This window comes from Pandoraea commovens (assembly GCF_024704525.1).
Lineage (GTDB): Bacteria > Pseudomonadota > Gammaproteobacteria > Burkholderiales > Burkholderiaceae > Pandoraea > Pandoraea commovens.
This window is the reverse complement of sequence record NZ_CP102780.1, coordinates 3676633-3702512: the sequence shown is the minus strand read 5'-3', so window position 1 is coordinate 3702512 and position 25880 is coordinate 3676633. Positions and strand designations below refer to the sequence as shown.

Annotated in this window: 24 protein-coding genes and 1 tRNA gene; 11 read left to right on the top strand and 14 right to left on the bottom strand. The window is 62.5% G+C overall.

Annotation, left to right across the window (positions count from 1 at the left end; translation table 11 throughout):
• Positions 1-40: 40 nt before the first annotated feature.
• The 7 genes from NTU39_RS16885 to NTU39_RS16860 form a co-directional block, all read right to left on the bottom strand.
• On the bottom strand, positions 41-1183 hold the full coding sequence (locus NTU39_RS16885; RefSeq protein WP_150663219.1) for an FAD-dependent monooxygenase: 1143 nt from the start codon (positions 1181-1183) through the stop codon (positions 41-43).
• A gap of 27 nt (positions 1184-1210) precedes the next feature.
• On the bottom strand, positions 1211-1999 hold the full coding sequence (locus NTU39_RS16880; protein WP_150663218.1) for a maleate cis-trans isomerase family protein: 789 nt from the start codon (positions 1997-1999) through the stop codon (positions 1211-1213).
• Positions 1996-2496 (bottom strand): acyl-CoA thioesterase, encoded by a 501-nt coding sequence (locus NTU39_RS16875; RefSeq protein WP_150663217.1) that lies wholly within the window; start codon positions 2494-2496, stop codon positions 1996-1998. The genes NTU39_RS16880 and NTU39_RS16875 overlap by 4 nt, the downstream gene beginning before the upstream one ends.
• Positions 2493-4202: an AMP-binding protein gene (locus NTU39_RS16870; protein WP_257958102.1), complete on the bottom strand. Its 1710-nt coding sequence runs from the start codon at positions 4200-4202 to the stop codon at positions 2493-2495. Before NTU39_RS16870 ends, NTU39_RS16875 begins: the two co-directional genes overlap by 4 nt.
• 67 nt (positions 4203-4269) lie before the next feature.
• A complete protein-coding gene (locus tag NTU39_RS26935) occupies positions 4270-4536 on the bottom strand; it encodes a hypothetical protein (protein WP_308340568.1) in 267 nt (88 codons plus the stop codon).
• A 2-nt stretch (positions 4537-4538) separates the two neighbouring features.
• The gene (locus NTU39_RS16865; RefSeq protein ID WP_308340567.1) at positions 4539-5189 is read right to left on the bottom strand and encodes a VOC family protein; all 651 of its coding nucleotides are present in this window, start codon (positions 5187-5189) and stop codon (positions 4539-4541) included.
• Between the two features lie 45 nt (positions 5190-5234).
• Positions 5235-6527, bottom strand: coding sequence for an alpha/beta fold hydrolase (locus NTU39_RS16860; protein WP_150663215.1), 1293 nt, complete (start codon positions 6525-6527; stop codon positions 5235-5237).
• 209 nt (positions 6528-6736) lie between these two features.
• On the opposite strand from NTU39_RS16860, the gene NTU39_RS16855 reads away from it, so the two are divergent.
• Positions 6737-7420 carry a TetR/AcrR family transcriptional regulator gene (locus NTU39_RS16855; RefSeq protein ID WP_257958100.1) on the top strand — a complete coding sequence of 228 codons (684 nt, stop codon included), beginning with the start codon at positions 6737-6739 and terminating at the stop codon, positions 7418-7420.
• A 26-nt stretch (positions 7421-7446) separates the two neighbouring features.
• Here NTU39_RS16855 and NTU39_RS16850 read toward each other — a convergent pair whose 3' ends face one another.
• The 4 genes from NTU39_RS16850 to NTU39_RS16835 all read right to left on the bottom strand — a co-directional run bounded on the left by NTU39_RS16850 (position 7447) and on the right by NTU39_RS16835 (position 13219).
• A complete protein-coding gene (locus NTU39_RS16850; protein ID WP_150663213.1) occupies positions 7447-8067 on the bottom strand; it encodes a 3'-5' exonuclease in 621 nt (206 codons plus the stop codon).
• A 147-nt stretch (positions 8068-8214) separates the two neighbouring features.
• The gene (gene acnB, locus NTU39_RS16845) at positions 8215-10800 is read right to left on the bottom strand and encodes a bifunctional aconitate hydratase 2/2-methylisocitrate dehydratase (protein WP_150663212.1); all 2586 of its coding nucleotides are present in this window, start codon (positions 10798-10800) and stop codon (positions 8215-8217) included.
• A gap of 165 nt (positions 10801-10965) precedes the next feature.
• Complete coding sequence (locus NTU39_RS16840) at positions 10966-11751, bottom strand: AraC family transcriptional regulator (RefSeq protein WP_174984338.1); 786 nt, start codon at positions 11749-11751, stop codon at positions 10966-10968.
• A gap of 166 nt (positions 11752-11917) precedes the next feature.
• On the bottom strand, positions 11918-13219 hold the full coding sequence (locus NTU39_RS16835; protein WP_150663210.1) for an MFS transporter: 1302 nt from the start codon (positions 13217-13219) through the stop codon (positions 11918-11920).
• A gap of 340 nt (positions 13220-13559) precedes the next feature.
• Here NTU39_RS16835 and NTU39_RS16830 point away from each other — a divergent pair, with 340 nt between their 5' ends.
• From NTU39_RS16830 to NTU39_RS16790, 9 genes are all read left to right on the top strand, one after another.
• Positions 13560-15296 (top strand): FAD-binding protein, encoded by a 1737-nt coding sequence (locus NTU39_RS16830; protein ID WP_174984335.1) that lies wholly within the window; start codon positions 13560-13562, stop codon positions 15294-15296.
• A gap of 76 nt (positions 15297-15372) precedes the next feature.
• Positions 15373-16338, top strand: coding sequence for a succinate dehydrogenase/fumarate reductase iron-sulfur subunit (locus NTU39_RS16825; protein ID WP_150663208.1), 966 nt, complete (start codon positions 15373-15375; stop codon positions 16336-16338).
• Between the two features lie 24 nt (positions 16339-16362).
• Entirely contained in the window at positions 16363-17241 is an 879-nt protein-coding gene (locus NTU39_RS16820; protein ID WP_150663207.1) for a CoB--CoM heterodisulfide reductase iron-sulfur subunit B family protein, read from the top strand.
• Positions 17242-17319: 78 nt separating this feature from the next.
• Positions 17320-17655, top strand: a complete 336-nt coding sequence (locus tag NTU39_RS16815) for an ArsR/SmtB family transcription factor (RefSeq protein WP_150663206.1) — start codon at positions 17320-17322, stop codon at positions 17653-17655.
• Between the two features lie 61 nt (positions 17656-17716).
• Positions 17717-18781: an ACR3 family arsenite efflux transporter gene (arsB, locus tag NTU39_RS16810; RefSeq protein WP_150663205.1), complete on the top strand. Its 1065-nt coding sequence runs from the start codon at positions 17717-17719 to the stop codon at positions 18779-18781.
• 9 nt (positions 18782-18790) lie between these two features.
• The gene (arsC, locus tag NTU39_RS16805) at positions 18791-19213 is read left to right on the top strand and encodes an arsenate reductase (glutaredoxin) (RefSeq protein ID WP_150663204.1); all 423 of its coding nucleotides are present in this window, start codon (positions 18791-18793) and stop codon (positions 19211-19213) included.
• Complete coding sequence (gene arsH, locus NTU39_RS16800) at positions 19210-19950, top strand: arsenical resistance protein ArsH (protein ID WP_150663203.1); 741 nt, start codon at positions 19210-19212, stop codon at positions 19948-19950. The genes arsC and arsH overlap by 4 nt, the downstream gene beginning before the upstream one ends.
• A gap of 302 nt (positions 19951-20252) precedes the next feature.
• Positions 20253-20519, top strand: a complete 267-nt coding sequence (locus NTU39_RS16795; protein ID WP_150663202.1) for a BrnT family toxin — start codon at positions 20253-20255, stop codon at positions 20517-20519.
• Positions 20506-20847: a BrnA antitoxin family protein gene (locus NTU39_RS16790; protein WP_174984332.1), complete on the top strand. Its 342-nt coding sequence runs from the start codon at positions 20506-20508 to the stop codon at positions 20845-20847. The genes NTU39_RS16795 and NTU39_RS16790 overlap by 14 nt, the downstream gene beginning before the upstream one ends.
• Before the next feature lie 959 nt (positions 20848-21806).
• Here the strand turns inward: NTU39_RS16790 and NTU39_RS16785 are convergent.
• Positions 21807-21896: transfer RNA gene (locus NTU39_RS16785), tRNA-Ser, on the bottom strand.
• A gap of 321 nt (positions 21897-22217) precedes the next feature.
• Between NTU39_RS16785 and NTU39_RS16780 the strand changes: the two genes are divergently transcribed.
• Positions 22218-23963: an acyl-CoA synthetase gene (locus NTU39_RS16780; protein WP_150663201.1), complete on the top strand. Its 1746-nt coding sequence runs from the start codon at positions 22218-22220 to the stop codon at positions 23961-23963.
• 73 nt (positions 23964-24036) lie between these two features.
• Here NTU39_RS16780 and hemW read toward each other — a convergent pair whose 3' ends face one another.
• Positions 24037-25257: a radical SAM family heme chaperone HemW gene (gene hemW / locus NTU39_RS16775; protein WP_150663200.1), complete on the bottom strand. Its 1221-nt coding sequence runs from the start codon at positions 25255-25257 to the stop codon at positions 24037-24039.
• Between the two features lie 5 nt (positions 25258-25262).
• A complete protein-coding gene (rdgB, locus tag NTU39_RS16770) occupies positions 25263-25880 on the bottom strand; it encodes an RdgB/HAM1 family non-canonical purine NTP pyrophosphatase (protein ID WP_257958098.1) in 618 nt (205 codons plus the stop codon).

Below are 25880 nucleotides of genomic sequence, written 5' to 3'. Positions count from 1 at the left end.
CCTTGTTATGGATGTTTTGGAACGATGGCCTGATGCGTCGTCAGGCGGCGTGCGCCGGGGTGGTCAGGGCCTCCACCTGCGCGACGAACTCGGGATCGCGCGCCCGCAGATCCTCGTGCGTTACCCGTCCCGTGCGCAGCATGTAGTCGTAGGCGAAGCGCACAGGGTCGAGGTGCATACGGGTGTCGACGGATTCGTACCAGTCGAGACTCCGGCGGGCGGCATCTTGAAAACGGTCCGAAGCACTGCGACGGCTCTGCTCGAAGGCTGCGAAGGCGGCGGGCACATCGCTGCGGTTCGCGCTCAACGCCTCGAACAGTGCAATGGCGTCCTGCATGGCCATACGGGTGCCGGAGCCGAGCGAGAAGTGGACGCTGCGCAGCGCGTCACCCAGCAACACCACGTTGCCGTGCGACCAGCGCGCGTTGCTCACTACACGCGCCTGGAACCAGTTCGAGCGGTTCGTCAGCAGCGAATGGCCTTGCAGGTCATCGGCGAAGATCTGTTCGCAGAACGCGCGGCTTTCGTCTTCGGTGGCCGTGTCCAGTCCGCAGCGTTGCCACGTGTCGGGATCGACTTCGACGAGGAACGTCGACCGGTCGGGGCTGTACTGATAGGCGTGCGCCATGAACACGCCGTGCGGCGTCTGGCGGAAGATGAGCGACACGGGATGGAACGTGCGCGACGTGCCGTACCACGCGAACTTGTTGCGGCGCTCGTCGAAGCTCGGGCCGAAGTGTTCGGCCATGCGCGTGCGCACTTCGCTGTTCACGCCGTCGGCCGCAACGATCACGTCGGCGTCGGGCAACTGTGCCGGATCGGTGACGTGGCTCTCGTAGCGCACTTCCACACCGGCGTCGGCGCAGGCTTGTTGCAACACGCGCAGCATGTCGATGCGCGACGTGCGGGAGAAATGGTTGTTGGACAGACGCACGGGCACGCCCTGATGCACGATTTCCATGTGATCACAACGCGTGTGATGCGCCGTGAACTTGCGGAAGAAGGCTTCGTCCGCGTCCTTCAGGAAGGCGAGGGCGATGTCGGAGAACACGACGCCCCAGCCGTAGGTGGCGTTCGCAGCGTTGCGTTCGTGCACGACGATCTCGTCTTCCGGATGACGTTGTTTCATCAACAATGAGAAGTACAGGCCCGCAGGCCCGCCACCGATGACGGCGATTTTCATGATTGGCTCCTGGATTGGGGGGGGAGATCAGGCGACGCGCGCGGACAACGCCTCGCGCCCGGCGGCGAGCAACGCTCCGGCATCCGGAACCACGGGCGCGAGGCCGAGGTGGTCGAGCATCTGCCGCACCGTGCTGACGGCCGTGGACGTCACGGGAAGGCCGATCATGTCCTGCGCCAGTTGAATGGCGGGCAGAGAAGGCATCTGCACACAGGCAGACAGCACGACGGCGTCGGCATTGGCCGTGTTCAGGCGCTTGACGTCGTCGAGCAACTGCATCGGGTCGCGACGGCCGACTTCAAGGTTGTCGGGGATCTCGAACGACAGCGCATCGATGACTTCAATGCCTTCGTGCTCGATGTACTCGACAACCGCTTGCGTGAGCGGCTTCATGTAGGGCGCCATCAGCGAGATCCTGCGAGCGCCTAACGTCTTCAGACCGGCGACGAGCGCACCTGCCGAGGTCATGATGGCGGCGTCGCAATGGTTCTCGCGGGCCACGCGTCGCAGGTCTTCCTCGACCTGACGGTGGTAGCCCGGTCCCATTGCCATAATGGCGACGAGGCAAGCTGTGCTCATCACATCGACGCGTGCGTCGGCGAGTTCGGCGGCGCAGCGCAGGCCTTGAAGGTTCATCGCGGCGAGCTCTTCCTTCACCACGCGATGCATGCGCATGCGGCTCGAATGGAACGTGAAGCGCTCGGGCAGGATCTGTTCGCGGGCGCGCAGCATCGCGGGAATCTCCGTCTCCATCGTGGTGTTGGAGCTGGGCACGATCTGGCCGATGCGGAAGGGTGTTTGCAGGGTTTGCGTCATGGTGTCGGTTCTCCGGCGAAAGCTGGGGCTGCGGCGGGCGTGGAAGGCGCGGCGCAGCGGGTTCGGTATTGGTCGAGTGCTGCGCGCAGCACGGCGGGCATCTCGATGGACTCGCGCACGCCACGCTGAATGCAGATCGGCGTGAGGCGGGCGACGAAGGCGATGTCGCCGTCTTCCTTGCGCGCCGTCATCGTCAGCGTGAAAGTTCGTGTGCGGATGTCGGTGACTTCGACGCTCACGTCGAAGACATCGTCCGGCCAGAGCGAACGGCGAAAGTCGAAGTCGAGCGCGCGAGTGGGCGTGCCGAAGCCGTGATGGTTCTTGACGGCTTGGGGCGTGCCGTCGAACAGCGAGCCGTAGAACAGCTCGGCGATGGAGATGACGTACTCCGAAAACGTCACGGTGTAGACCACGCCCGCCGGGTCGCAATCGCCCCATTTCACACGGCGACGGACGACGAACGGGTGCTCGCTCACCACATGTTCGGTGCTGATCATGCGTCCTCCCTGGCAGGCTGGGCAGACGTGGCGAGGGCGGTCTCAGACGCGACGCGTCCGGCAATCGTCGAGCGCAACGACGCTTTGTCGACCTTGCCCACGCGCGTCACCGGAAACTCGTCGATGATCTCGATGCGCTCCGGGCACTTGAACTTCGCCAGCCCGTGGCTCACGAGAAACGCACCCAGTTCGCCGACGGACGGCGCAGGCTGGCCGGGGCGCAGGATCAGATAGACACAGCCGCGCTCGCCGTAGAGCGGGTCGGGCATGGCGACGAGTTTGGCGTCGGCCACAGCGGGGTGATGACTCACGAACGCCTCGACTTCCTCGCATCCGATCTTCTCGCCGCCGCGATTGATGTTGTCGCGCAGGCGTCCTTCGAAGGCGAAGCAGCGCACACCGTCGATCACCTTTGCCGTCACCATGTCGCCGGTGCGCACGAAGCCGTCTGGCGTGAGCGTCTGCGCTGTGGCCTCCGGGGCGTTGAAGTAACCACGCAGGCTCGACGGGCCACGGAAGCAGAGTTCGCCCGGCGTGCCGTCGTCGACCGGCGTATCGGTGCCGGGCGTCAGCACGCGGATCTCGTCGTCTTCGCAGCCGGACAGCCCCTGCGTGTGATGGCGAAGGTCCGGCGCGAGCTGCGCCCCTGCGCCCATCAGCAGCCCCTCGGTCGTGCCGTAGAGGTTGAAGCACGGCACGCCGAGATGCGCTTCGAGCGAGTCGGCGCGGCTCATCGTGCCGAAGAGTTGGAGCGACGTCAGATCGTGTTTGGCGATGTCCTTGTACGCGATCATCTGCGGTGCGACCGGCCCGATGGACAGACCGTGCGTGACGCGATGCGTTTCGATCAGCGTGAGCATGCGGGCGATGTCGACGCGGGGCATCAGCACCGTCGTCATGCCGCTGGCGACCGTCGACGCGAGGACATACAGCTGTCCGGCGTTGTGCAGCAACGGCAGCGACCAGATCATGCGGCTGTGCTCAGTCATACCGATGTGACGCATCCACGCCAGCGAATGACCGATGTATTCCGCATGAAAGCGCGGGATGATCTTCGGCACGCCGGTGGTGCCGCCGGATAACTGGAAGCTCAGTACGTCTTCACTGCCGATGCGGATGTCGGCCAGCACGGCGCGCGCACGCTCAAGTGGCATGAGGTCAATCAACTGATCGATGGCGCAGATACCGGCAACGGCGTCGTGCTCGACACGGCCGCGCGCGACCAGCAGATGCTCGATCGATGCGTGCCGGTCCATCATCTGACGGGCGAAGCCGACGAGGTCGAACGCCGAGAAATCGGCTTGCACGAAGTAGGCGCGGGCGTCCGATTGCGACGCCAATTGGCCGATCTCCACTTCCCGGTACTGCGGCACCGCGCACACGGGCACGACGCCCGCCTTGTAAGCGCCCATCAGCGCCACGACCGTGTCGACGTTCGTACCCATCTGGAAGATGGCGCGGTCACCGGGGCGCAGCCCCAGTTCGATAAGCGCTGCACCGAGCCGTTCGCTGCGCTCGTCGAGCGTGGCGAAGCTCAGCGTGGCTTCGTCGCTGAGGTAGGCCGCGCGCTCGGGCACACGCGCGGCGGTCGCGCGCAGCGCATCGCCCAGGGTGATGTCGTACCAGGCGTTCGACGCGAAGTAGCGTTGCGCCAGATCCGGCGCACAGTACGTCACGCCGTCGATAGGGTGAAAAATACCGCTCATGGTGTCTCCTGCACGTACTTTGGCGACTTTATCGAGGACGCCTGTGTTCAGTCAGTGGTTCGGTGGTTCAGTGGCTGTGGCGAGGGGCGATCCGCACGATGTCGCGTTCATAGCGTTCGATCTGGCCGTCGAGTCCGCCAGTAAAGAGGCCGTACCAGACGGCAGGCTTCAGACCCAGCGCGCGACGCCCGAACGTGATCGGCACGTCGCTGGAGATCACGGTGTAGTCGCCGGTGTTCTCTACGCGGCACTCGGGCATCGCGCGGGCGGCTTCGGTCAGCGACGCAAACTCGGGCACGTTCAGCACAAAGATCTGCAACGGTTGTGAAGTCATGATTAACGCTCCTGACGCAGTTGTTGGCCCAGACGCTGCGCCTTGCGCTGCCAGACGGCGTCGATCTGGGTGAACGGTGCGCCCCCGGCGAGGGCTTCGTCTTCGATTTGCATGGCCGCTTCGAGGGTGGCGGCAGCGTCGCGTGCATCGATGTCGGCGAGCGTGCGCAGCTTGCGGGTGATCTCGATGAAGTAGCCGTTCGGATCGCGGAAGTAGATCGACTCGATGACCTCGTGCGCCGTCTCGGCCGACACGGTCACGCCGCGTGCTTCCAGACGGGCTTTCCACGCATGCAGTTCGTCCTGCGTGTCGACGAGCCACGCGGTGTGGGTGGCGTCGAACACGTGATCTTCGGGCAGCGGTGCGCGTCCCGGACGGTCGGCGAGCGAGGCAGGGACTTCACCGCCGAGGTAATAGAAGAACGCGATGGTGCTGCCGTTGCCGCTATCGAAGAAGAAATGCAGGAAGTCGGGGTGCGTTGCCGGTCCCCAGCCCCGGGCGGAGATCGTGTGGATGAGCGGCAGGCCGAGCACGTCACGGTAAAACTCGACGGTCTCGCGCAAGCGCCAGGTCGGGCGCGCCGTGTGATCGACGCCATGCAGACGCAGCGCAAGATCGGCAGCGGCGGCGGCGGGGATGTCATTCAGTTTCATTGGAACTCCGGGAATTCAGTCGGTCAGTCAGGCAAATGGGGGACGTCACTGCGGAAACGTTTCGCGCAACCAGTCCTGCAACAGGCGTCCGGCGATATAGCGTCCGGCTTCTTCACCGTCGGCTAACGCGCGGCCGTGGTGGTCGCCGCGCACGCGTCGATGCGACTTCCGTGTTGCGCCGAGGCTCGCGTAGATGTCTTCGATGACGCTCGGGAAGCACGCCTGATCGCCGGTGTATTCGATGAGCAGGGTGGGCTGCACGATGGCGGCGGCCGTCTTCGAAAGAAGTGCGTTCGAGGACAGCCCGGACCATGTCGAAAGCCACGCTTCTGGCGAACACACGCGGCCGAAGCCGACCGAGCCGTAGTTGGATGTGAACGGATCGCTACCCCACAGGGAGCCGTAGCGACGGTCGGATGGGTCAAGCGTCAGGTCGAAACAGCGCAGGTCGGCGTCGGTGCGCCAGATCGTCATCAGCGGCGTGTGGGCGGCCATACGGCGCAGGCGGGCGTCGGTGCTAGCTGCGCCGGTGTCGCGCTTGAGACGTTCGCGCGCCCCCTGACGCGCAGCGATCAGGTCGCGTGCGGTGGCGTCGAGGCGTGCTACGCGCGCATGTTGTGCGGCGCGATAGCGCGTGACGAAGTCCACGTCATAGCGCGACCGGGCTGTTTCGCCCGGCTGTCGGTGCACATAGCCATTGGCGGTGTCGAACGGATCGAGCGACGGATCGACGGACAGGGCGTCGTGTTCGTTTGTGACCGAGGGGTCGATGCAGGTTTGCAGCAGCGCGCCCTGACCCGGATGCGGTGCCACAAAGACGACGCCATGCACGGGCGGCATGTCGAGCGACGCGAGCTTGGTCGGGCGGCCGCCGGGCGTACGTTCGATGCGCTGCGCCGGATCGAGATTCGACTGCTGGACGTAGAGCGCATAAAGGCCGCTACCGCCCGAGTTGCCGAGCATGACTATGCGCTTGAAGCCCGCGTCCCGCAGAAACTGCATACCGGCGGCGACGTCGTATAGCGCGAATTCGTGCTCGAGCCGCATGTCGTTGCCGACCGAACGCGGGGCCTGCGTCCACGCCGCGAAGCCCGCGCCCACGATGTCCGGAATCAGGTAGTGGCAGGCCATGAACTCACGCGGATGCATGATGCACACCACGGTATCCGTCGATCCCGGCACGTACAACGACCCGCTGGTGGCCGCGCCGTCGGCCGTGCGCAGGACAACGTTGCGCGTGGTGGTGCCCAGCGGCAGATCCCGCGGATTCCAGTCGGTGTTCAGGAACCCCGCCGTCGCGCTCTGACCGTCACGGCGTTCCGCTTGCTGATGACTCATCTCTCAACCTCCGTTTTTTTACATCCTAGTTCAATTTTTTACGAATAGGTAAACAATTTCGCTAAAATTTGACGAATGCGTAAAAACCCTGATCGGCAGGTGCCTTGGGGTTTTCTGGGGGGAGGAATTTGGTTATCGTTGGGTTTTCTGACACTTGCGTCAAAAATTTGGCGGGTGTCGATGCATCGGTAGGGAACGAGGGAGAGGCGATGAGCAAAGCGCAGACCAAGAGCGACGCGTTGCGGGAGAACATTCTGGAAGTCGCGACGCGGCTGTTCATCGAACGGGGATTCGACGGGACGAGCATTAACGATATTGCCGACGTGGTGGGCGTGACGCGTCCTGCGCTGTACTACTACTTCAAGAGCAAGGAAGCGATTCTGGAAGTGCTGACGGCGGTTGTCACGCGGGCGGCGGGGGAGTTGGCGTCGGAGGCGGTGCCGGACGATCTGCGACAACCGTCGGCAATGCTGCGGCATCTGGTGCTGCGTCACGCGCATCTGATCCTGACGCATCCGCTGCAATTTCGCGTGGTCGAACGCAACGAGGACAATCTGCCGCCGGAGCAACGCCAGTTGGCAGAGCAGTCACGGCGTGCGGTGCTGGAGCAGTTCCGTCACGCGATCGAGTTGGGCATCGAGCGTGGGCAGTTTCGGGTGATGGATGCAAAGGTCGCCGCGTTCTCGATCATCGGCATGTGCAACTGGACCGCCTGGTGGTTCACGCCGTCCGGCTCACGTAATGCCGAGGAGATTGCGGCGCAGATCGCCGACATGGCGCTTCGTTCGGTCGAACAGGATTCGACGCGGCAGCTCGGCGAACAGGGCGCTGCGGGCGTACTGAAATTACTGCGGGACGATCTGGATTTGCTTGAGCGGCATATCAAGCGGTAACGGTGTTTTGGGCGGGCTGACGCGCGTTATGCCGTCGTACCTTGCGCGAGTGAGCGCAACAACGTCGGCACTTTGTCCTTGCTGGTGGTTTGCACGCGGGCGATCAGCGCGTGATCCACGCGTTTGAGCCCGTAGGTGCGTGAGATGTCGTCGTGCATGCGGCGCCAGAGGTGGGTCGTCATCTCGGCGTCGACCATCGCCCGGTGGGCACGACCGGTCTTCGGAAGCTGGAGAAGATCGGCGAGGCTGGAGAGGCGGTGATTCTGGGCGTGCGGGTAGAGGCGTCTGGCGGTCAGCATCGTGCAGGCGAAGACGTGATCCGAGCGCTCGCCCAGCATGGCGAGTTCAGCTTGCCAGAAGCGTTTGTCAAACCCGGCATTGTGCGCGACGACCGGGCAGTTGCCGACGAACTGCGCTGCCTCGCGCATAACCTGCGAGACGGGCGGTGCGCTCGCAATCATGTCGTTCGTAATGCCCGTGAGCGCGGCGACGTCCGACGGAATACGCCGTCCGGCATTCATCAAACTCTGATAGCGATCGACAATTTCCCCGTCACGCAACAGGATGACGGCGATTTCCGTCGCCCGGTCGCCCTGTGTCGGCGACAGACCGGTGGTTTCGAAGTCGAGGATCGCTACTGTTTGCATGCCGTTTCTCAAAAGAATGTCGCTCAAATGGACGTCGTCGACCCGTGATTTTACAGACGTCAGGTGTAAAAAAAGCGCCACCAGCATTTCGCTGGCGGCGCCTTTTCAAACTACGGTGCAGACGTCGCGCCGTAGTCCGGCAGGTGCTTAGACCTGCACCGTGTCGGCGACTTCCTTGAAGTCTTCGATCTGATCGAAGTTCATGTACTTGTAGATCTTGTCGCCGTTGGATGCGAGCACGCCCATGTCGGCCATGTACTCTTCCTTGGTCGGGATCTTGCCCAGACGCGAGCAGATCGCAGCCAGTTCCGCCGAGCCGAGGTACACGTTCGTGTTCTTGCCCAGACGGTTCGGGAAGTTACGGGTCGACGTCGACATCACCGTAGCGCCTTCGCGCACTTGTGCCTGGTTACCCATGCACAGCGAGCAGCCCGGCATTTCGGTACGGGCACCGGCCGTGCCGAACACGCCGTAGTGACCTTCTTCCGTCAGTTGCTTCTGGTCCATCTTGGTCGGCGGGGCGACCCACAGCTTGACCGGAATGTCGCGCTTGCCTTCGAGCAGCTTCGATGCGGCGCGGAAGTGACCGATGTTGGTCATGCACGAACCGATGAACACTTCGTCGATGGTCGCACCGGCAACGTCCGACAGCGTCTTCACGTCGTCCGGATCGTTCGGGCAGGCGACGATCGGCTCATGGATGTCGGCCAGATCGATTTCGATGACGGCAGCGTATTCGGCGTCGGCATCCGGCGAAAGCAGTTGCGGGTCGGCCAGCCACTGCTCCATGGCCGTGATACGGCGTTGCAGGCTGCGCGGATCCTGATAACCCTGCGCAATCATCCACTTGAGCAGCGTGACGTTGCTGTTCAGGTATTCGATGATCGGTTCCTTGTTCAGGTGCACCGTGCAACCGGCGGCCGAGCGCTCGGCGGAGGCATCCGACAGCTCGAACGCTTGCTCGACCTTCAGTTCGGGCAGGCCTTCGATTTCGAGGATGCGGCCCGAGAAGATGTTCTTCTTGCCTTGCTTGGCGACCGTCAGCATGCCTTGCTTGATGGCGTACAGCGGGATCGCGTTGACGAGGTCACGCAGCGTGACACCCGGTTGCATCTTGCCCTTGAAGCGGACCAGCACCGATTCCGGCATGTCCAACGGCATCGTGCCGGTGGCTGCGGCGAAGGCGACCAGACCCGAGCCTGCCGGGAAGCTGATGCCGATCGGGAAGCGGGTGTGCGAGTCGCCGCCGGTGCCGACGGTGTCGGGCAGCAGCATGCGGTTGAGCCACGAGTGGATCACGCCATCGCCCGGACGCAGTGCGATACCGCCACGGTTGCTGATGAAGTTCGGCAGCGTCTGGTGCGTCTTCACGTCCACCGGCTTCGGATAAGCGGCAGTGTGGCAGAACGATTGCATGACGAGGTCGGCCGAGAAGCCGAGGCAAGCCAGATCCTTCAGTTCGTCGCGGGTCATCGGCCCCGTCGTGTCTTGCGAGCCGACCGAGGTCATCTTCGGTTCGCAGTACGTGCCCGGACGCACGCCCTGACCTTCCGGCAGACCGCAGGCGCGACCCACCATCTTCTGTGCCAGCGAGAAGCCCTTACCGCTGTCCGACGGCTGTTGAGCCAGACGGAACAGCGTCGACGGAGCGAGACCCAGCGCTTCGCGCGCCTTGGCGGTCAGGCCACGGCCGATGATCAGGGGAATGCGGCCGCCGGCGCGCACTTCGTCGAACAGCACGTCGGACTTGACCTGGAATTCGGCGATGACAGCACCGTTCTTCAGTGCGCGGCCTTCGTACGGACGCAGTTCGACCACGTCACCCATTTCCATCTGCGACACGTCGAGTTCGATCGGCAGTGCGCCGGCGTCTTCCATCGTGTTGTAGAAAATCGGGGCAATCTTGCTACCGAGGCACACGCCGCCGAAGCGCTTGTTCGGGATGAAGGGGATGTCTTCGCCCGTGAACCACAGCACCGAGTTGGTGGCCGACTTGCGCGAGGAACCCGTGCCGACGACGTCGCCCACATAAGCGACGAGGTGGCCCTTTTCCTTGAGCGACTCGATGAATTTGATCGGACCGCGCTTGCCGTCTTCTTCCGGGGTGATGCCGGGGCGGGCATTCTTGAGCATCGCCAGGGCGTGCATCGGAATGTCGGGGCGGGTGGTAGCGTCCGGGGCCGGCGAGAGATCGTCGGTGTTGGTTTCGCCCGTGACCTTGAATACGGTGATGGTCAGGCTTTGCGGGACTTCCGGGCGGCTCGTGAACCATTCGGCGTCGGCCCAGCTTTGCAGGACGGCGCGTGCGTTGGCGTTGCCCTTGTCGGCGAGTTCCTTGACGTCATGGAACTGGTCGAACATCAGCAGGGTTTTCTTGAGCGCGTCCGCTGCGACGGTGCCGACTTCGGCGTCCGACAGCAGCTCGATGAGCGGGGCGATGTTGTAGCCGCCGAGCATCGTGCCGAGGAGTTCGGTGGCGCGGGCGCGGGAGATCAGCGCGCAGGCCGTTTCGCCCTTGGCGACAGCCGCGAGGAAACCGGCCTTCACGCGGGCGGCTTCGTCAACACCGGCGGGCACGCGGTTCGTGATCAGATCGACCAGCGTCTGCTCTTCGCCTGCGGGCGGGTTGGTCAGCAGTTCAACCAGTTCGGCGGTCTGCTGAGCGGTCAGCGGCAGGGGAGGAATACCCAACGCGGCGCGGGCGGCCACGTGTTCACGATAGTTTTCAAGCATGAGGAGACCTGCTGATGTTGCGTTTCGGGGGAGGTTTTGAGGCCTCCAGGGCTTGTTCCAGTACGGCTTTTGCCCGTGATTTTAGTCCCTATGCAACGTAAGGTCAAATGTCTTATGTCTTATATAAGACTTGATGTAGCAGCCGGTGCGGAACGGCGACCCGGATCAGGCGAAGTACTGGCCGGGCGTGCGTCCGAGGGATTTGCGGAACATTTCGATGAAGCCCGTCGTGCTCTCGTAGCCCAGCTCGTTGGCGACTGCGGAGACGGTCCGGCCTTCGGCCAGCCGGTACAGCGCTTCTTGCAGGCGGACGTGGCGTCGCCATTCGTCGAACGTCTGGTTGAGTTCGCGGGTGAACAGGCGTGACAGGGTGCGCGAACTGGCGCCGACGTGATCGCCCCATTCCTGGAGTGTCCGGTTGTCGGACGGCTCGCGCAGGAATTCGGTGCAAAGGCGGGCGAGACGTCGCTCACGCGGGATTTCGAGCGACAGCGGAATTTCGTCGCTGAATTCGAGTTCGTCGCGGATGATCTCGAAGAATTTGTCCACATGACGCTTGCGAAGCAGCGGCTCGTCGGTGGATGCCGCGCGCAGGATCAGTTCGCGCATCAGGTTGGAGACGACAAGCGGCTCGCATGTCTTGGGCAAGTCGGCGACGACGTGCGGCGAGATCAGCAGGTTGTGCATGCCGAACGACGCCCGTAGCCGTACGGCGTGCAACGTCATCGGTGGAATCCAGACGGCGCGCTGCGGCGGCACGACCCAGGTGCCGCGTGGCGTGTCGACGCACATGATGCCTTCGCCGCCAAACAGCACCTGACCATAGGGGTGGACATGGGGCTCGACGCCGCCCCCAGCGGGGAACTCGAAGGCCAGACCGACCATAGGGGCGGGTGAAATTCGCGACTCGAAGAACTCGACGTCCTGTGCGGTGATGATCCGGGTCTGCATGACGGCCCCCGAGGCGTTAAGGGACGTTAGGGAAAGAAATGCTCGTTTCATTCTTTCCTTAACATCCGTCGTCGGACATGGGGGTTAACGTGGGTGGAGTTGGGATGGGACGGGAGAGGGCGGGGGGATGGCGCCGGAAGACAACGCTGCCCTCCGGCGCAACGGCTCATTCGAGCGCTTGACCGCGTGTCTCCGGCATCCGGACTACCGCGAGGACCGTCAGCAGATTGAGTGCGATCAGATAGGCGGCGAACCACCCCAGATGGCCGTGATCGGCCATCCAGTTCTGAAGGTAGGGCGCGGTGCCGCCGAAGATTGCGACCGTTAGCGAGTACGGAATGGCCACGCCGGTGGCGCGGATACGCGTGGGGAACAGTTCGGCGTAGACCGCCGGGGCGATGGCCGTCCAGGCGGCAAGGACCACCAGCCCGGCGCAGATCGCCAGCGTGAGGCGCGCGAAGGAGCCGTCGATGAGCAGCAGCAGCGGCACGATGACGAGCGCCGAGCCGCCAGCCCCCATCAGCAAGTTCGGCTTGCGGCCGATGCGGTCGGACAGTGCGCCCCAGAACGGTTGCACGGCCATGTACACAAGGCAGCCGATGCACAGTGCCCATAGCCCCTGACGGGCATCGACGCCCTTGAAGTGCGTGGCGAACGTGATGGCCCCCGACATCCAGGTATTGAACGTCAGCGTCGGTCCGGCGGTGAGCGCGATGATTCGCAGTACCGATGCGCGATGCTCCCAGATCGCGTGCGCCATCGGTTGCACGGGCGCACCGGCACGCGCTTCGTTTTGCTCCTGTTCGAAAGCGGACGTTTCCTTGAGTCTGCCGCGCAGGAACAGCGCATACACCCCGAGGGCCGCACCGAGGAAGAAGGGGATGCGCCAGCCGTAGCGGGTCATCTCGTCCGTGGAAAAGACCTGCGTGAGCACCAGTCCCACGGCGGTGGCGAGCAGCGAGCCGCCCGTAATGGCAATGAACATGCTGCTCGACCAGAGGCCCCGGCGGTGTACGGGAGCGCTTTCCACGAGGAACGTGAACGATGCGCCGATCTCGCCGCCGAGCCCGAAGCCCTGGAGCAGGCGTCCGAAGACGAGCAACGCCGGTGCCATCAATCCGATGGAGGCGTACGTCGGCGATACGGCGATGACGAGGCACCCTGCGGCGGTGACGGCCATCGAAGCCACCATCGCAAAGCGACGTCCCCGGCGGTCGGACAGCCAGCCGAAATAGACACCGCCGATGGGACGCAGCAGGAAGCCGACGGCGAAGACGGCGAGCGTGGACAGGAAGGCGGCGGTCGGGTCTTCGGCGTGGAAGAACTGGGTCGAGAAATAGCGGGAAAAGAGTACGAACGACGCGAAGTCGTACCACTCAAGCGCGTTACCGATACCCGCGCCCAAGATGACCGACTTGGCGGGTGAGCCGCGCTCGTTGCGGGCGACGGCTTGCAGGGTCGCATCCATGGTGTGTCTCCTGATGGCTGATTGTCGTTGTGGTTGGTCTTGTTTGTCCTGATGCCCTGACCACATTAGCGCCGCTCGCCTGCCGCGCACACCGCGCGCGGGACAACACATATCGCAAAACGGACAGAATTTTCGAGCGGCCCGCGTGCTCCACAGCCGATGGTCCTCGTCTGCCCATCTCTCCTTTGTTCCTTTCCCGGTCGTCCCCCTCACTTTGGCCGCTTTGCTGGATGGCGTGTCCCGATCGCCGCATTCGCGCAGAGGAGGGCTGTCCACAATGGTCACGTTCCATTCAGCAGTTTCAACAATCCATGACCGGCCCGAGGAGGGCGCTACTGCGATGAGGGTGATCGATTGCGATGTCGTAGTCGTGGGCGGCGGCGGTGCAGGCACTTACGCCGCGCTGCGTCTGCACGACCTGGGATTGAAGCCGATGTTGATCTCGAAGGGTCTGGTCGGCAAGAGCGGTGCGTCGATCATGGCCGGGGCGGTGATCGTCGGCTCGAAGATGCTCGGCGGCAACGCGCAGAACGCCGCCAGTTCGCTCGAATTCTTCGCGAAGTACTACAGCCACTTTCTGGTCGATCAGTCGTATCTGGCGGCCGCGGGGCACTGGATCGAGAACACCTTCTATCCGGAGATGGAGTCGCTCGGTTTGCTGTTTTCGCGGGAGGCCGACGGGCAGATCGCCATGAGCCACTCGCCGGTGCGCTGGGCGGTCGCGCCCATGCAGGGACAGACCGGCATCTTGCTGATGGATATCCGACGCAAGCAGTTACAGGCACGCGGCATTCCGATGCATGAGGAATGCGTCGTGACGGCGTTGCTGCGCAATGAGAACGGCGAAGTTTGCGGGCTGACTGCGCTCGACTACGTGCGCGGCGAGATGTTTGCGGTGCATGCCAAGGCTGTCGTGATGGCGACCGGGCACGCCGACCGGATGGTGCGTCGCTCAACGGGAACGCGGGAGCAGACCGGTGACGGCATTGCGCTGGCACTGCGCGCGGGGGCCGAGATGACCAATCTGGAGATGCAGTTCTGGCACATCAGCGACTTTGCACATCCACCGACCTGGCAGCGTCTGCACATCTATCCGAATCCGCTGGTCGGCACCGACCAGAGTTCGCGTGTGTACAACGCGCAAGGTGAGTGCTTCTTCGAGCAGTCGCGCGACGCGCCTGCTGCGCTTGCGCCTTACACGCTTCAGGTCAAGCGACTCACGCAGCAGGTGCTCGCGGGCAAGGCGCATTTCAGTGGCGGCTATTACACGTCTTACAGCCATGTCGATGCGGAAGTGTTGCGGCGTTACCAGTACGCCGGTTCGGCGTTCGAGAAGCTGGGGCTAGACATCACGCGCGACAGGGTCGAAGCGCGCACCACGATGCATTACCGGCAAGGCGGTATCGAGTCGGATCCTCATTCGATGCGCACCAGTGTCGACGGATTGTGGGTCGCAGGGGGCGTGGGCGCGCATGTCACGGGGAGTCTGGCCGTCGCGATTTACGACGGCGGGCTGGTGGCCGAGTCGATTGCTGGCAGCTTGCCGGACCGACATCGTCACGACGGCATGACCGAGCAGCAGATTCGGGCGGAAGAAGCGCGGGTGGAGGGGGTGAGGCACCGAGCCGCCGACAGCGCGGCTGGTCAGCAGACGCTTGCCCCCATGCACGTCAAGACCGGTATCTGGGACGTGATGGACGAGGCGTACGGACTGATCAAGAGCGGCAACACCATGCGCACCGGTCTGGCAAGGCTTGCGGCGATGCGCGAGCGCGAGCTGCCGCGCATGACGCCGCCGAGCGCCTCGCGTCGGTTCAACACCGCGTGGCTCGATGCGCTCGACGCCCACAACCTGATCGACGTGTGTGAAGTCACGCTGCAAAGCGCGTTGAAGCGAGAGGAGAGCCGGGGAAGTTTCTACCGCACGGACTTTCCGTACGTCGATAACACGGCATGGCAGTGCAAGAACATCGTCGCGCGCGACGGCAGCGCTTACCGGTTCCGGCGGGAGCGATATCCCGAGGGGGCCATCGCGCCGGGATTCGAGCGGCAGGAGTATTTCAGCGTGCCGTGGTGAGCCACGGAAGGCGAGACGGCAGGCGTGGGGACACGGACCGGGTTGAATCAGTCGACTTTGCAGGGAGAGGGGACACATGCATTCGGACGTCAGGCAATTTCGAGGTGACAGCGATAACGACAGTGAACTGACGACGGTGACGCTGCACATTTCGCGTTTCGATCCGGAGACGGACGCTGCGCCCTATGTGGAGACCTACGCGGTGCCGGCGGTGCCGCACATGCGGATCATCGATGCGCTGAACTACGTCCAGGAAGCGCTCGGGGTGGACATCGGGTATCGATGGTATTGCGGCACGAAGAAGTGCGGTACTTGCGCCGTGCGGATGAACGGCCGGGAGGTGCTGGCGTGCTGGGAGGCGGCGCAAGCGGAGATGCACATCGAGCCGCTGCGTCATCTGCCACTCATTCGCGACCTGGCGGTCGATCGGGCACCGGTCGAGGCGAAGCTGGTGTCGTTACAGACGTGGCTCCAGCGGACGCGTCCGTATGGCGGGTTTCCCGAGCCGGTCGACGCCGCAAATGCCGCGACACTCCGGGCGACGATGGACTGCCTGAGTTGTCTCGCGTGCTATTCGGCGTGTCCGGTGCTCGATTTTCCCGACGACATCGCGTTCGCGGGGCCTGCGCCGTTGGTGCATCTGGCCCGTGTTGCGCTGGATGCCCGGGACGACGCCCCTCGTCTGCAAGCCATTCTGGACGAGGCGCATGTTCACCATTGCGTCTCTTGCTACCAATGCGAAGCGGTCTGTCCTGCGCATATTCCGATTGTGAGTGCTGCTATCGAACCGCTCAAGCAGTTGGCGTATGCGCGTGCACCGGAGGCGTCGCCGCATGCGCGCACGTTCATGGACATCGTCGTCAGACGTGGCCGCATCGAGCCGATGTTGCTGGTGCTTGGGACGCGGGGCTGGCGAGCGGCGCTGCAACGTCCCGGACGGACCTTGAAGCTGATGCTGCGCGGCAAGGTGCGGCCACTGGCGGCGCTGTTGCGCCGACCTGTCGAGGGCATTGCGGCGATCCGGCGCATTTTCTTTCGTTGAGTTCTTTTCTGATGAGGCATAGCCATGCGAATCGCGTTTTATCCCGGGTGCAGCGCCCGTACGACTTGTGGTGAGTTATTGACGGCTACGCAGGCGGTGGCTGAACGGCTGGGCATCGAGCTGGAGACGCTCACGTCTGCGACCTGCACCGGGAGCCGAGAGATTCGTGCGGCCGACGCGGAGCGCTTCGTTGCGCTGAACGTGCGGATCATCGCACTGGCGGAGGCGCGCGGCCTCGATCTGATGACAATCTGCAATACGTGCACGCTGAACCTGCTCGAAGCTAAGCAGCGCGTAGACAGCGATCCAGCCTTGCGCGAGCGGGTCGACCGAAAGCTGGCAGAGGAGGGGCTGGTCTACCGGGGGACGGCGCGTGTCACACACTTCCTCTGGTATCTGCTTGAGGAGGTGGGGGAGACGCGGCTGCGCGCGTTGGTGAAAACGCCGTTGTCGTCACACAAGATTGCTGCGTTCTACGGATGCCATATCGTTCGGCCCCCTTCGGTGTACGGCGACACGGATGCACGGGATGTCCAGTCGATTGAAACACTGGCGCAGATTCTGGGATGCACGACCGTCGACTACTCCGGCAGGACAGCATGCTGTGGCTTTCATTGTTCGGCCCAGAGCGACGTGATTCCCGTCAAGCTGAGCGGGCGGCATGTGGCATCCGCTAAATCGGCCGGGGCGGACGCCATCGTCACCCCGTGTCCCCTATGTCATACGGTGCTCGACACCTATCAGGACGACATGGCGCGCGACCTCGATACGCCGCTGGATCTGCCCGTCCTCCACTTGCCACAGCTTGTCGGCCTCGCGCTGGGTATCGATGCGGCGGCGCTCGGGATCGACAGGCATGTGGTGCGGGTGGAGGAGGTTCGGTGGGTGCAGAAGTGGGTGTAGGGGCGGCATCCCGGGGCTTGCTCCGTCGTCTCAGAAAATTCATGTGCAAAGTTTCCATCATTCGACTATATTCGAATCATGGAAACGAACAACGTACTTAGCGCCCTTGCTGCGCTCGCCCATTCTGTCCGTCTGACGGTCTTTCGCTTGCTGGTTCAAGCAGGCCCTGAGGGCTTGCCTGCTGGCCGGATCGCGGAGTTGATGGACATGCCCGCCTCGTCCTTGTCGTTTCACCTCAAGGAGCTTCATCGCGCTGACTTGCTGACAAGTCGTCAGGAAGGCAGGTCGATCATCTACATGGCGCATTTCGAGACCATGAATGCATTGCTCGGTTATCTCACGGAAAACTGTTGCGGCGGTGTGTCGTGCACGCCCGAATTCATCTGCAAGCCGGTCTCCGGGTCTGGATCGTGACGCAGGCTCACGTCCGCGTGGGTGAGGACGGTGTGACTGAGCGCCTTCTGAAGGAAATACGATGAGCTTTATGCAAAAAGCTGCCCGGATACCGCAATCCGGCGCTATCGGTGTGTTCGAACGGTATCTGACTTTGTGGGTTGCCCTGTGCATCGTCGCGGGAATTCTGCTGGGGCAGTGGCTGCCGGGCGTTTTTCGCACTATCGGTGCGATGGAGGTGGCTCAGGTCAACTTGCCTGTCGGATTGCTGATCTGGGTCATGATCATCCCGATGTTGATCAAGATCGATTTCGGTGCGATGGGGCAGGTTGCCGGTCATTGGCGAGGCATTGGCGTCACGTTGTTCGTGAACTGGTTCGTCAAGCCGTTCTCGATGGCGTTGCTAGGTTGGGTTTTCGTGCGTCATGCGTTTGCTGACTGGCTGCCGGCGGATCAACTGGACAGCTATGTCGCGGGTTTGATTCTGCTGGCGGCGGCACCTTGCACGGCGATGGTTTTCGTCTGGTCGCAACTCTGCAAAGGGGACCCGTATTTCACCCTTTCGCAAGTCGCACTTAATGACGCCATCATGGTGGTGGCTTTCGCGCCGGTTGTCGCACTGTTGCTCGGCCTGTCTTCGATTTCGGTGCCGTGGGATACGCTCATTACATCGGTCGGGCTGTACATCATCGTGCCGGTCTTGATTGCACAAGGTATCCGCAAAGCGCTGCTGGCTCGCGGGGATGCCACGTACAAGCGAGTTGTCAGCGCGTTGGGGCCGTACTCGATTACCGCGTTACTTGTCACGCTGGTTCTGCTTTTCGGCTTCCAAGGCAACGCCATCGTAGAACAGCCGATGATCATCCTACTGCTGGCAATTCCGATCCTCATTCAGGTGGTGTTCAACTCCGGCCTGGCCTATCTGCTCAATCGCAAGTTGGGTGTCGCACACTGCGTGGCAGGCCCGTCGGCGCTCATTGGTGCGAGCAACTTCTTTGAGCTGGCGGTTGCCACGGCGATCAGCCTGTTCGGTTTCAAATCGGGGGCCGCGCTCGCTACCGTCGTCGGTGTGCTGATCGAAGTGCCCGTCATGCTTCTGGTCGTGAGCGTCGTCAATCGATCGCAACGCTGGTACGAATCGAAATAAGGAAATGTCATGTCCGTCACCATCTATCACAACCCCGCCTGCGGTACGTCGCGCAATACGCTGGCGATGATTCGTAACGCTGGCATTGAGCCAGCCGTTATCGAGTACCTAAGTTCGCCGCCGGATCGTCAAACGTTGCAAAGCATGATTCGCGACGCAGGGCTCTCAGTGCGCGAGGCTATCCGGGAAAAGGGCACGCCCTACGCCGAATTAGGTCTTGATGATCTGTCGCTGTCCGACGACGCATTGCTGGACGCAATGCTTGCAAACCCGATCCTTATCAATCGTCCGTTCGTGGTGACGGAGTTGGGTGTTCGCCTTTGTCGCCCTTCGGAACTTGTGCTGGATATTCTGACGTCGCCGCAAAAGGGCGCTTTCACGAAAGAGGATGGCGAGGCTGTGATCGATGCCGCGGGGCGGCGGATCAAATGAGGGCCGATCTTCCGAATGTGCGCGATTCGGTACTTGAGGTGCCGGATATCCAAAGACTCGAACCGAGCAGTGTCAGCAAACACCCGCCGCGCATTCTCTTGCTCTACGGTTCGTTGCGCGCGACGTCATATAGCCGTCTGCTGGTTCAGGAGGCCGAGCGGATTCTTCAACGCTTTGGCGCGCAAACGCACATTTTCGATCCGGCGGGGTTGCCTTTGGCCGACAGCGTTGCGGCGGATCACCCCAAGGTGGTCGAGCTGCGAAAACTCTCTGAATGGTCGGAGGGGCAGGTGTGGTGCAGCCCGGAGCGTCACGGGACATTGACGGCGGTCTTCAAGAATCAGATTGACTGGTTGCCTCTGGAACTCGGCGGCATCCGTCCGACGCAAGGTCGCACGCTTGCAGTGATGCAGGTCAGCGGCGGATCGCAGTCATTTAACTCGGTGAATGCGCTGCGCGTGCTGGGGCGGTGGATGCGCATGGTGACGATTCCGAATCAATCGTCGGTCGCGAAGGCCTATCAGGAGTTCGACGCCGAGGGGCGCATGAAGCCGTCCTCATACTATGACCGCGTTGTCGATGTCATGGAGGAGCTGTACAAGTTCACGTTATTGGTCAGGGACCGGACGGATTACCTCACGGACAGGTATAGCGAGCGCAAGGAGGCCGCACCGGCTGTCGCGACGACACTGGCCGCTGCGGCGATGACGCATGAACGGGACGCTCCCAACTTGTAACGGGAGAAACAGCGAAATTCTGGCGGAGGCGGTGAGATTCGAACTCACGGAAGGGTTACCCCTTCGCCGGTTTTCAAGTCTTGCTGGGAAATCGTTGTGAAACCGTGGGTTAGGTGAGGTTTTGCTTCGAGACGGACGGGGAGTGATCGGCCGGAAACCCGCGTGTTTACTGGAGGCGGGGAAAGCGTTGCGGAGCGGGAATTGCGGGGGCTCGGTTGCAGGACGTCAGGAAACTTCCTGATTTTTTGTCGCCACAAAAAATAATTGCCGATCGTGAATTTTTGTGGGTACAATAAATGCCCATGGATATCAGTTTCGACCCGGGAAAAAGTGAACGGAATGAGCAGGAACGGGGTTTGCCGTTCACGATGGCCCAAGATTTCGAATGGGACAGCGCGGTGATCGATGAGGATGTTCGAGTCGACTATGGCGAGCGCCGCTACCGAGCTTTTGGGTATATCGGTGAACGGTTGTTTGCATTGGTCTTCACGCCTCGCGCAGAAAAAATACATGTCATTAGCTTGCGCAAGGCGAATTCGCGAGAGGTGAAACGTTATGCCGAAACTTAAGCCGGGAACCATCCTCCCCACGCCGGTTGAGGACGCCAAGATCAAGAAGCAGATTCGTCAGGATTCGCAAAATCCCGAGTGGACCAAAAAGGGCTTTGCCAAAGCGCGTCCCGCAAGCGAGGTATTACCGGGGATTGTTGGCAAAGAGGCCGCGGAGCAATTGCTCAAGTCACGTGGCCGCCCCAAGGCCGACATCACGAAAGAACGAATCAACATTCGGCTGTCGCCGGAAGTTGTCGATTATTTCAAAGCCTCTGGGCGCGGCTGGCAAACGCGAATTGATGCAGCACTAAGGCAGTTCATCTCGGAGCATCCGCATTTGGTATGAGATGAGCCGTGGGCTTAGCGCGTCGCGAGTGCAGTAAGTGACTGACACCACTGCGTGGTCTTCAGCGCGCATCCATATTGACTTCGCCTGGGTGTCAACGAAAACATCGGGATATTCCTGTGCGAATCACGTCACGCAACTTCAAGAAGCTCGTGTGCGATTGTTCTCATACTGGACGCGTTGCTTGCCGAACCCTAGCTTGCCGGTAATGCGACGGCACCCCGTGTTGATAATGACGTTCGCAGGCAATTGGCTGGTACGTTCGGCGTTGTAGGCCGCGACTGATTTGCTGGGTAATGTCATAACGCCCAATCTCGCAAGCGCCTGAGGGGCTAGGACCTCAAGCGGGCGTACTGGGATGGGATTTCCAGACAGGCTGCACAGCTTGTCCGAACGCCTCCTCGCGCTCTGCATGGTCGCAGCAAATCAAGAAAACACCGAATCCATTCCTCCAGAATTCGCGAACGCGTATTTCGAGCAAGTGGGCGACCTTGCAGACGAAGTTCTCAATGTGGCTCAGCGTTTGGATGACGATCTGAGCTTCGAGGACATCCGTACGCTCCTGGCTATTCAGCCCTCTTCGGGCGTTCCGCAGCTTGAACGGCATGCGCCAGTGGGGGCGAGGTGTGCCCGGTGGTCTCATCCGTGCGTCCTGTTACCAGCCAAAACGCGAACTGAGGCCACACTTGGCCTATCGCCTCGATCATCTCGGACGTTGGACGTTGAAGACCTCGGGAGACGTTCTGCCATCGCTTCGACGGAATTCCCGTGAAGTCCTCCATATCGCGCCAAGATCGTTCCGCGTTCGAAACATGCTTGATGAGCTGGCAAATACGCTCACGCATATCGGAATTTCCCTCGGTACATTTCAAGCATGGAAACGTTCCATTTCGATGAGACAAACGTGTACGTGCTAGTGGCCCGACCGGTCGTCGCTGATCGTGAAAACCAAGAAATTCTGGCGGAGGCGGTGAGATTCGAACTCACGGAAGGGTTACCCCTTCGCCGGTTTTCAAGACCGGTCCATTAAACCACTCTGGCACGCCTCCGGGGCGTTGCGCACGATGCGAGATCGTGGCCTGGGATGTCGTCCTGGGACGACTTGAGATGCGTGCGGTCCGGTGGAATCGGCGTCGGAGTCGTTTGCGCTCCAACGCAGGCCAGTACCGCACGGCAGCGCGCATTATACCTGCTCATCCCGTCATGTGAAGCCTTCCCGCAACCAAAATCGCCTCACACCCCGCCAATTTCCTAGGATTACCCCCCGTCCCCCTTGTCTTGTCACCGCCCGGCATGCATCATGCTTGAAGACGTGCGGTGTACGCCCCCGGCGTTACCGTGCGAGGCCAGACATGACCCGGAGACACCGCATGGATGCCGACACCTCCCGTGCCCCCGCCCAAGAGACGTCAAATGACGCCAGTGGCGAGCGCGTAACCCACGCACCAAACAAGAACGCGACCAACACGGCTGCCGCGCCCTTCACCTGGCAGATCCCCACGCTCTACAACATCGGCGTCGACGTCTGCGACAAATGGGCCGACGGCTCCAACCGTCTCGCGCTCATCCACGAAAGCGCAGACGGTGCGCACGTACGTCTCACGTTCGACGTCCTAAAACAACTCTCCAATCAACTCGCCAACGAATGGCGCGCCAACGGCGTCAAGGCCGGTGACCGCATCGGCATCTTCCTGCCGCAGTCGCCCGCCACACTCGTCGCCCATGTCGCCGCGTACAAACTCGGTGCAATCGCCGTCCCGCTGTTCACCCTGTTCGGCCCCGAAGCACTCGCCTATCGCCTGCAAAACTCCGGCGCGGCAGTGCTCGTCACCGACCTCGCGAGCATCGGCAAGATCGACGACATCCGCGCCGAGCTACCCGACCTGCGACTCGTGTACGTCGTCCATGACGACCTGCCCGAAGCGCACCATCACGTCGCCGACGACGAAGATTGGGGCGTCGCCGAAGACGGCCTGCTCGCACTGTGGCCAGCGATCGCCTCACGCGATACGCACTTCGAGCCTGTCCAGACGCGTGCCGACGCACCGGCCGTGATCATCTACACCTCCGGCACCACGGGCAAACCCAAGGGTGCGCTGCATGCGCATCGGGTGCTGCTCGGGCATTTGCCGGGCGTGGAGACGTCCCACAACGGATTCCCGCAGGAGGGCGATCTGATCTGGACGCCCGCCGACTGGGCCTGGATCGGCGGGCTTCTCGACGTGCTGCTGCCCGCGCTTCATCACGGCGTACCGGTCCTGTCACGACGCTTCGAAAAGTTCGATCCGGTGGCCGCCTTCGATCTGATGGCACGTCACGGCGTGCGCAATACCTTCTTGCCGCCCACCGCGCTCAAGATGCTGCGCACCGTGGCATCGCCGCGCGACCACTGGCCGCTCCAACTGCGCTCGGTCGCCAGCGGCGGCGAGTCCCTTGGCCCCGAACTGCTGGCATGGGGACGGGAGCACCTCGGCGTCGATATCAATGAGTTCTATGGGCAGACGGAGTGCAACATGGTCGTCTCGTCGTGCGCCGCCGAATTCCCGGCGCTGCCCGGCGCTATCGGACGCGCCGTACGCGGGCACGACGTCACCATCGTCGATGACGAAGGCACGCCGTTACCCACGGGCTCCGTGGGCAACATCGCCATCGCACGGCCCAACCCGGTCATGTTCCTCGGCTACTGGCATAACCCGGACGCCACCATGGACAAATACCGTGGCGACTTCCTGCTCACGGGCGATTCGGGATTCGTCGACGAGAACGGGTACATCACGTTCACCGGCCGGTCGGACGACGTCATTACCAGCGCCGGCTACCGCATCGGGCCGGGACCGATCGAGGACTGCCTGATCCGGCATCCGTCGGTGCAATTCGCTGCCGTGGTCGGTGAACCCGACGACCTGCGTACCGAGATCGTGAAGGCATTCGTCGTGCTACGCGAAGGGCATGAGCCCTCGGACGCGCTGGCGAAGGAAATTCAGGACTTCGTCAAGCACCGCCTTGCTGCGCATGAATACCCGCGCAAGGTGGTTTTCCTGCCGGAGCTGCCGATGACCGTGACCGGTAAGATCATCCGCAAGGCGCTAAGGGAGATGGGGGCGGCGCTGGGGTAGGGGCGATGGCAAAAGAGAACGGCGGGACATCCGATGATGTCCCGCCGTTCTCTTTCGTGCTGCCGTTGGTCGATTACTTCTTCTCGCCTTCCAGAAACATCCCTTGCAGGTCGTTCAGGAAGCGTTGACCCAACTCGGTCGGCGCGATGCGTTGCGGGTCGTCGACCAGCAAGCCCTTCTCGACCCCGGCGGCGAGCGCCTTGGCGATCTTCGCCATCGGCAATCCCGTGCGGTCGGCAAACAGCTCGCTCTTCACGCCATCGGTCAAACGCAGCGCATTGAGCATGAATTCGAACGGCAAATCGCGCGCATCGACCTCACGTTCCTCCTGAACCGCGTTCCCGGCGGCCGCTGCCTCCATAAACCGCTGCGGATGCTTATGACGCACCTGACGCAACACACGATGCGGGAACGAAATCTTGCTGTGCGCACCCGCGCCGATGCCAAGGTAGTCGCCGAACTCCCAATAATTCAGATTGTGCTTGGCGCGTCGGTGCGATTGGGCGTACGCCGACACCTCGTAGCGTCCGTAGCCCGCGGCCGCAGTGCGCTCGGCAATCCAGTCCTGCATGTCGGCCGACGTGTCGTCGTCCGGCACCGTCGGCGGATATTTATGGAACTGCGTGTTGGGTTCGAGCGTGAGGTGATACAGCGACAGATGCGGCGGGGCGAACGAGATCGCCGTCTCCACATCCTGCTGACATTGCGCGAGCGTCTGGTTCGGCAGCGCAAACATCAGATCGAGGTTGAAGTTGTCGAAATTCGCTTGCGCGATCTCGATGGCGTGACGGGCTTCGTCGCCGTCGTGAATACGGCCGAGCGCCTTCAAATGCTCACTGTTGAAGCTCTGGATGCCGATGGACAGCCGGTTGATCCCGCTCGCACGGAAGCTGCGGAATTTGTCCGCTTCGAACGTGCCGGGGTTGGCTTCCATCGTGATTTCGGCATCGGCGTCGAGCGGCAGCAGGGCGCGCAGATCCGAGAGCAGACGATCCAGACCTGCTGCAGACAGCAGACTCGGTGTGCCGCCGCCGATAAAGACCGTATGCACCGGACGTCCCCACACGAGCGGCAACGCCTGTTCGAGATCCTGACGCAATGCATCCAGATAGGCCTGCTCGGGAAACGCCTGCGCGCCGCCTTCGCCGCGCCACTCGTGCGAGTTGAAATCGCAGTAGGGGCACTTGCGAACACACCACGGGAAATGCACGTACAGCGACATTGGCGGCAAGGCCGGCAAACTGATCTTGCCGGGCCGCAGAAAGTTCTGCACGGGCAACGTGGATTCACTCATACGACTTACGCCTCCCGCCCCAGCTTTTCCAGCAGCACGCGCAATGCGCGAGCGCGGTGGCTATGGGCGTTTTTCACGGCGGGATCGAGTTCGGCAGCCGTCTGATTCAACGAACGGATGAGGAAGTGCGGATCGTAGCCGAAGCCATGCGCGCCACGTGCGTCGTCCACGATCTCACCGTCCCAGCGCCCCTCGGCGATGATCGGCTGCGGGTCTTCTGCGTGACGCACGAGCACGAGCGCCGCGAAGTAATACGCATCGCGATACCCCGGCGTGTCGGCATGCGGGGCCAGTTGCTCGATCAGATGGCGGTTGTTCGCGGCATCCGACTTCTCACGGCCAGCGCGTGCAGCGTAACGCGCGGAATACACGCCAGGGGCACCGCCGAGGATCGGTACGCACAGGCCGGAATCGTCGGCGAGCGCGGGCAGGCCGGTCGCGGCAGCCGCGTGACGCGCCTTCGCTAAAGCGTTCTCGACGAAGGTGACGTGCGGCTCTTCAGCCTCGGACACGCCGAGCATGCCCTGCGGCACCAGCTCGATGCCGAGCGGCGCGAACAACGACGCGAACTCGCGCAGCTTGCCCGGGTTGTTCGACGCCAGCACGATCTTCTGCATGGCCAT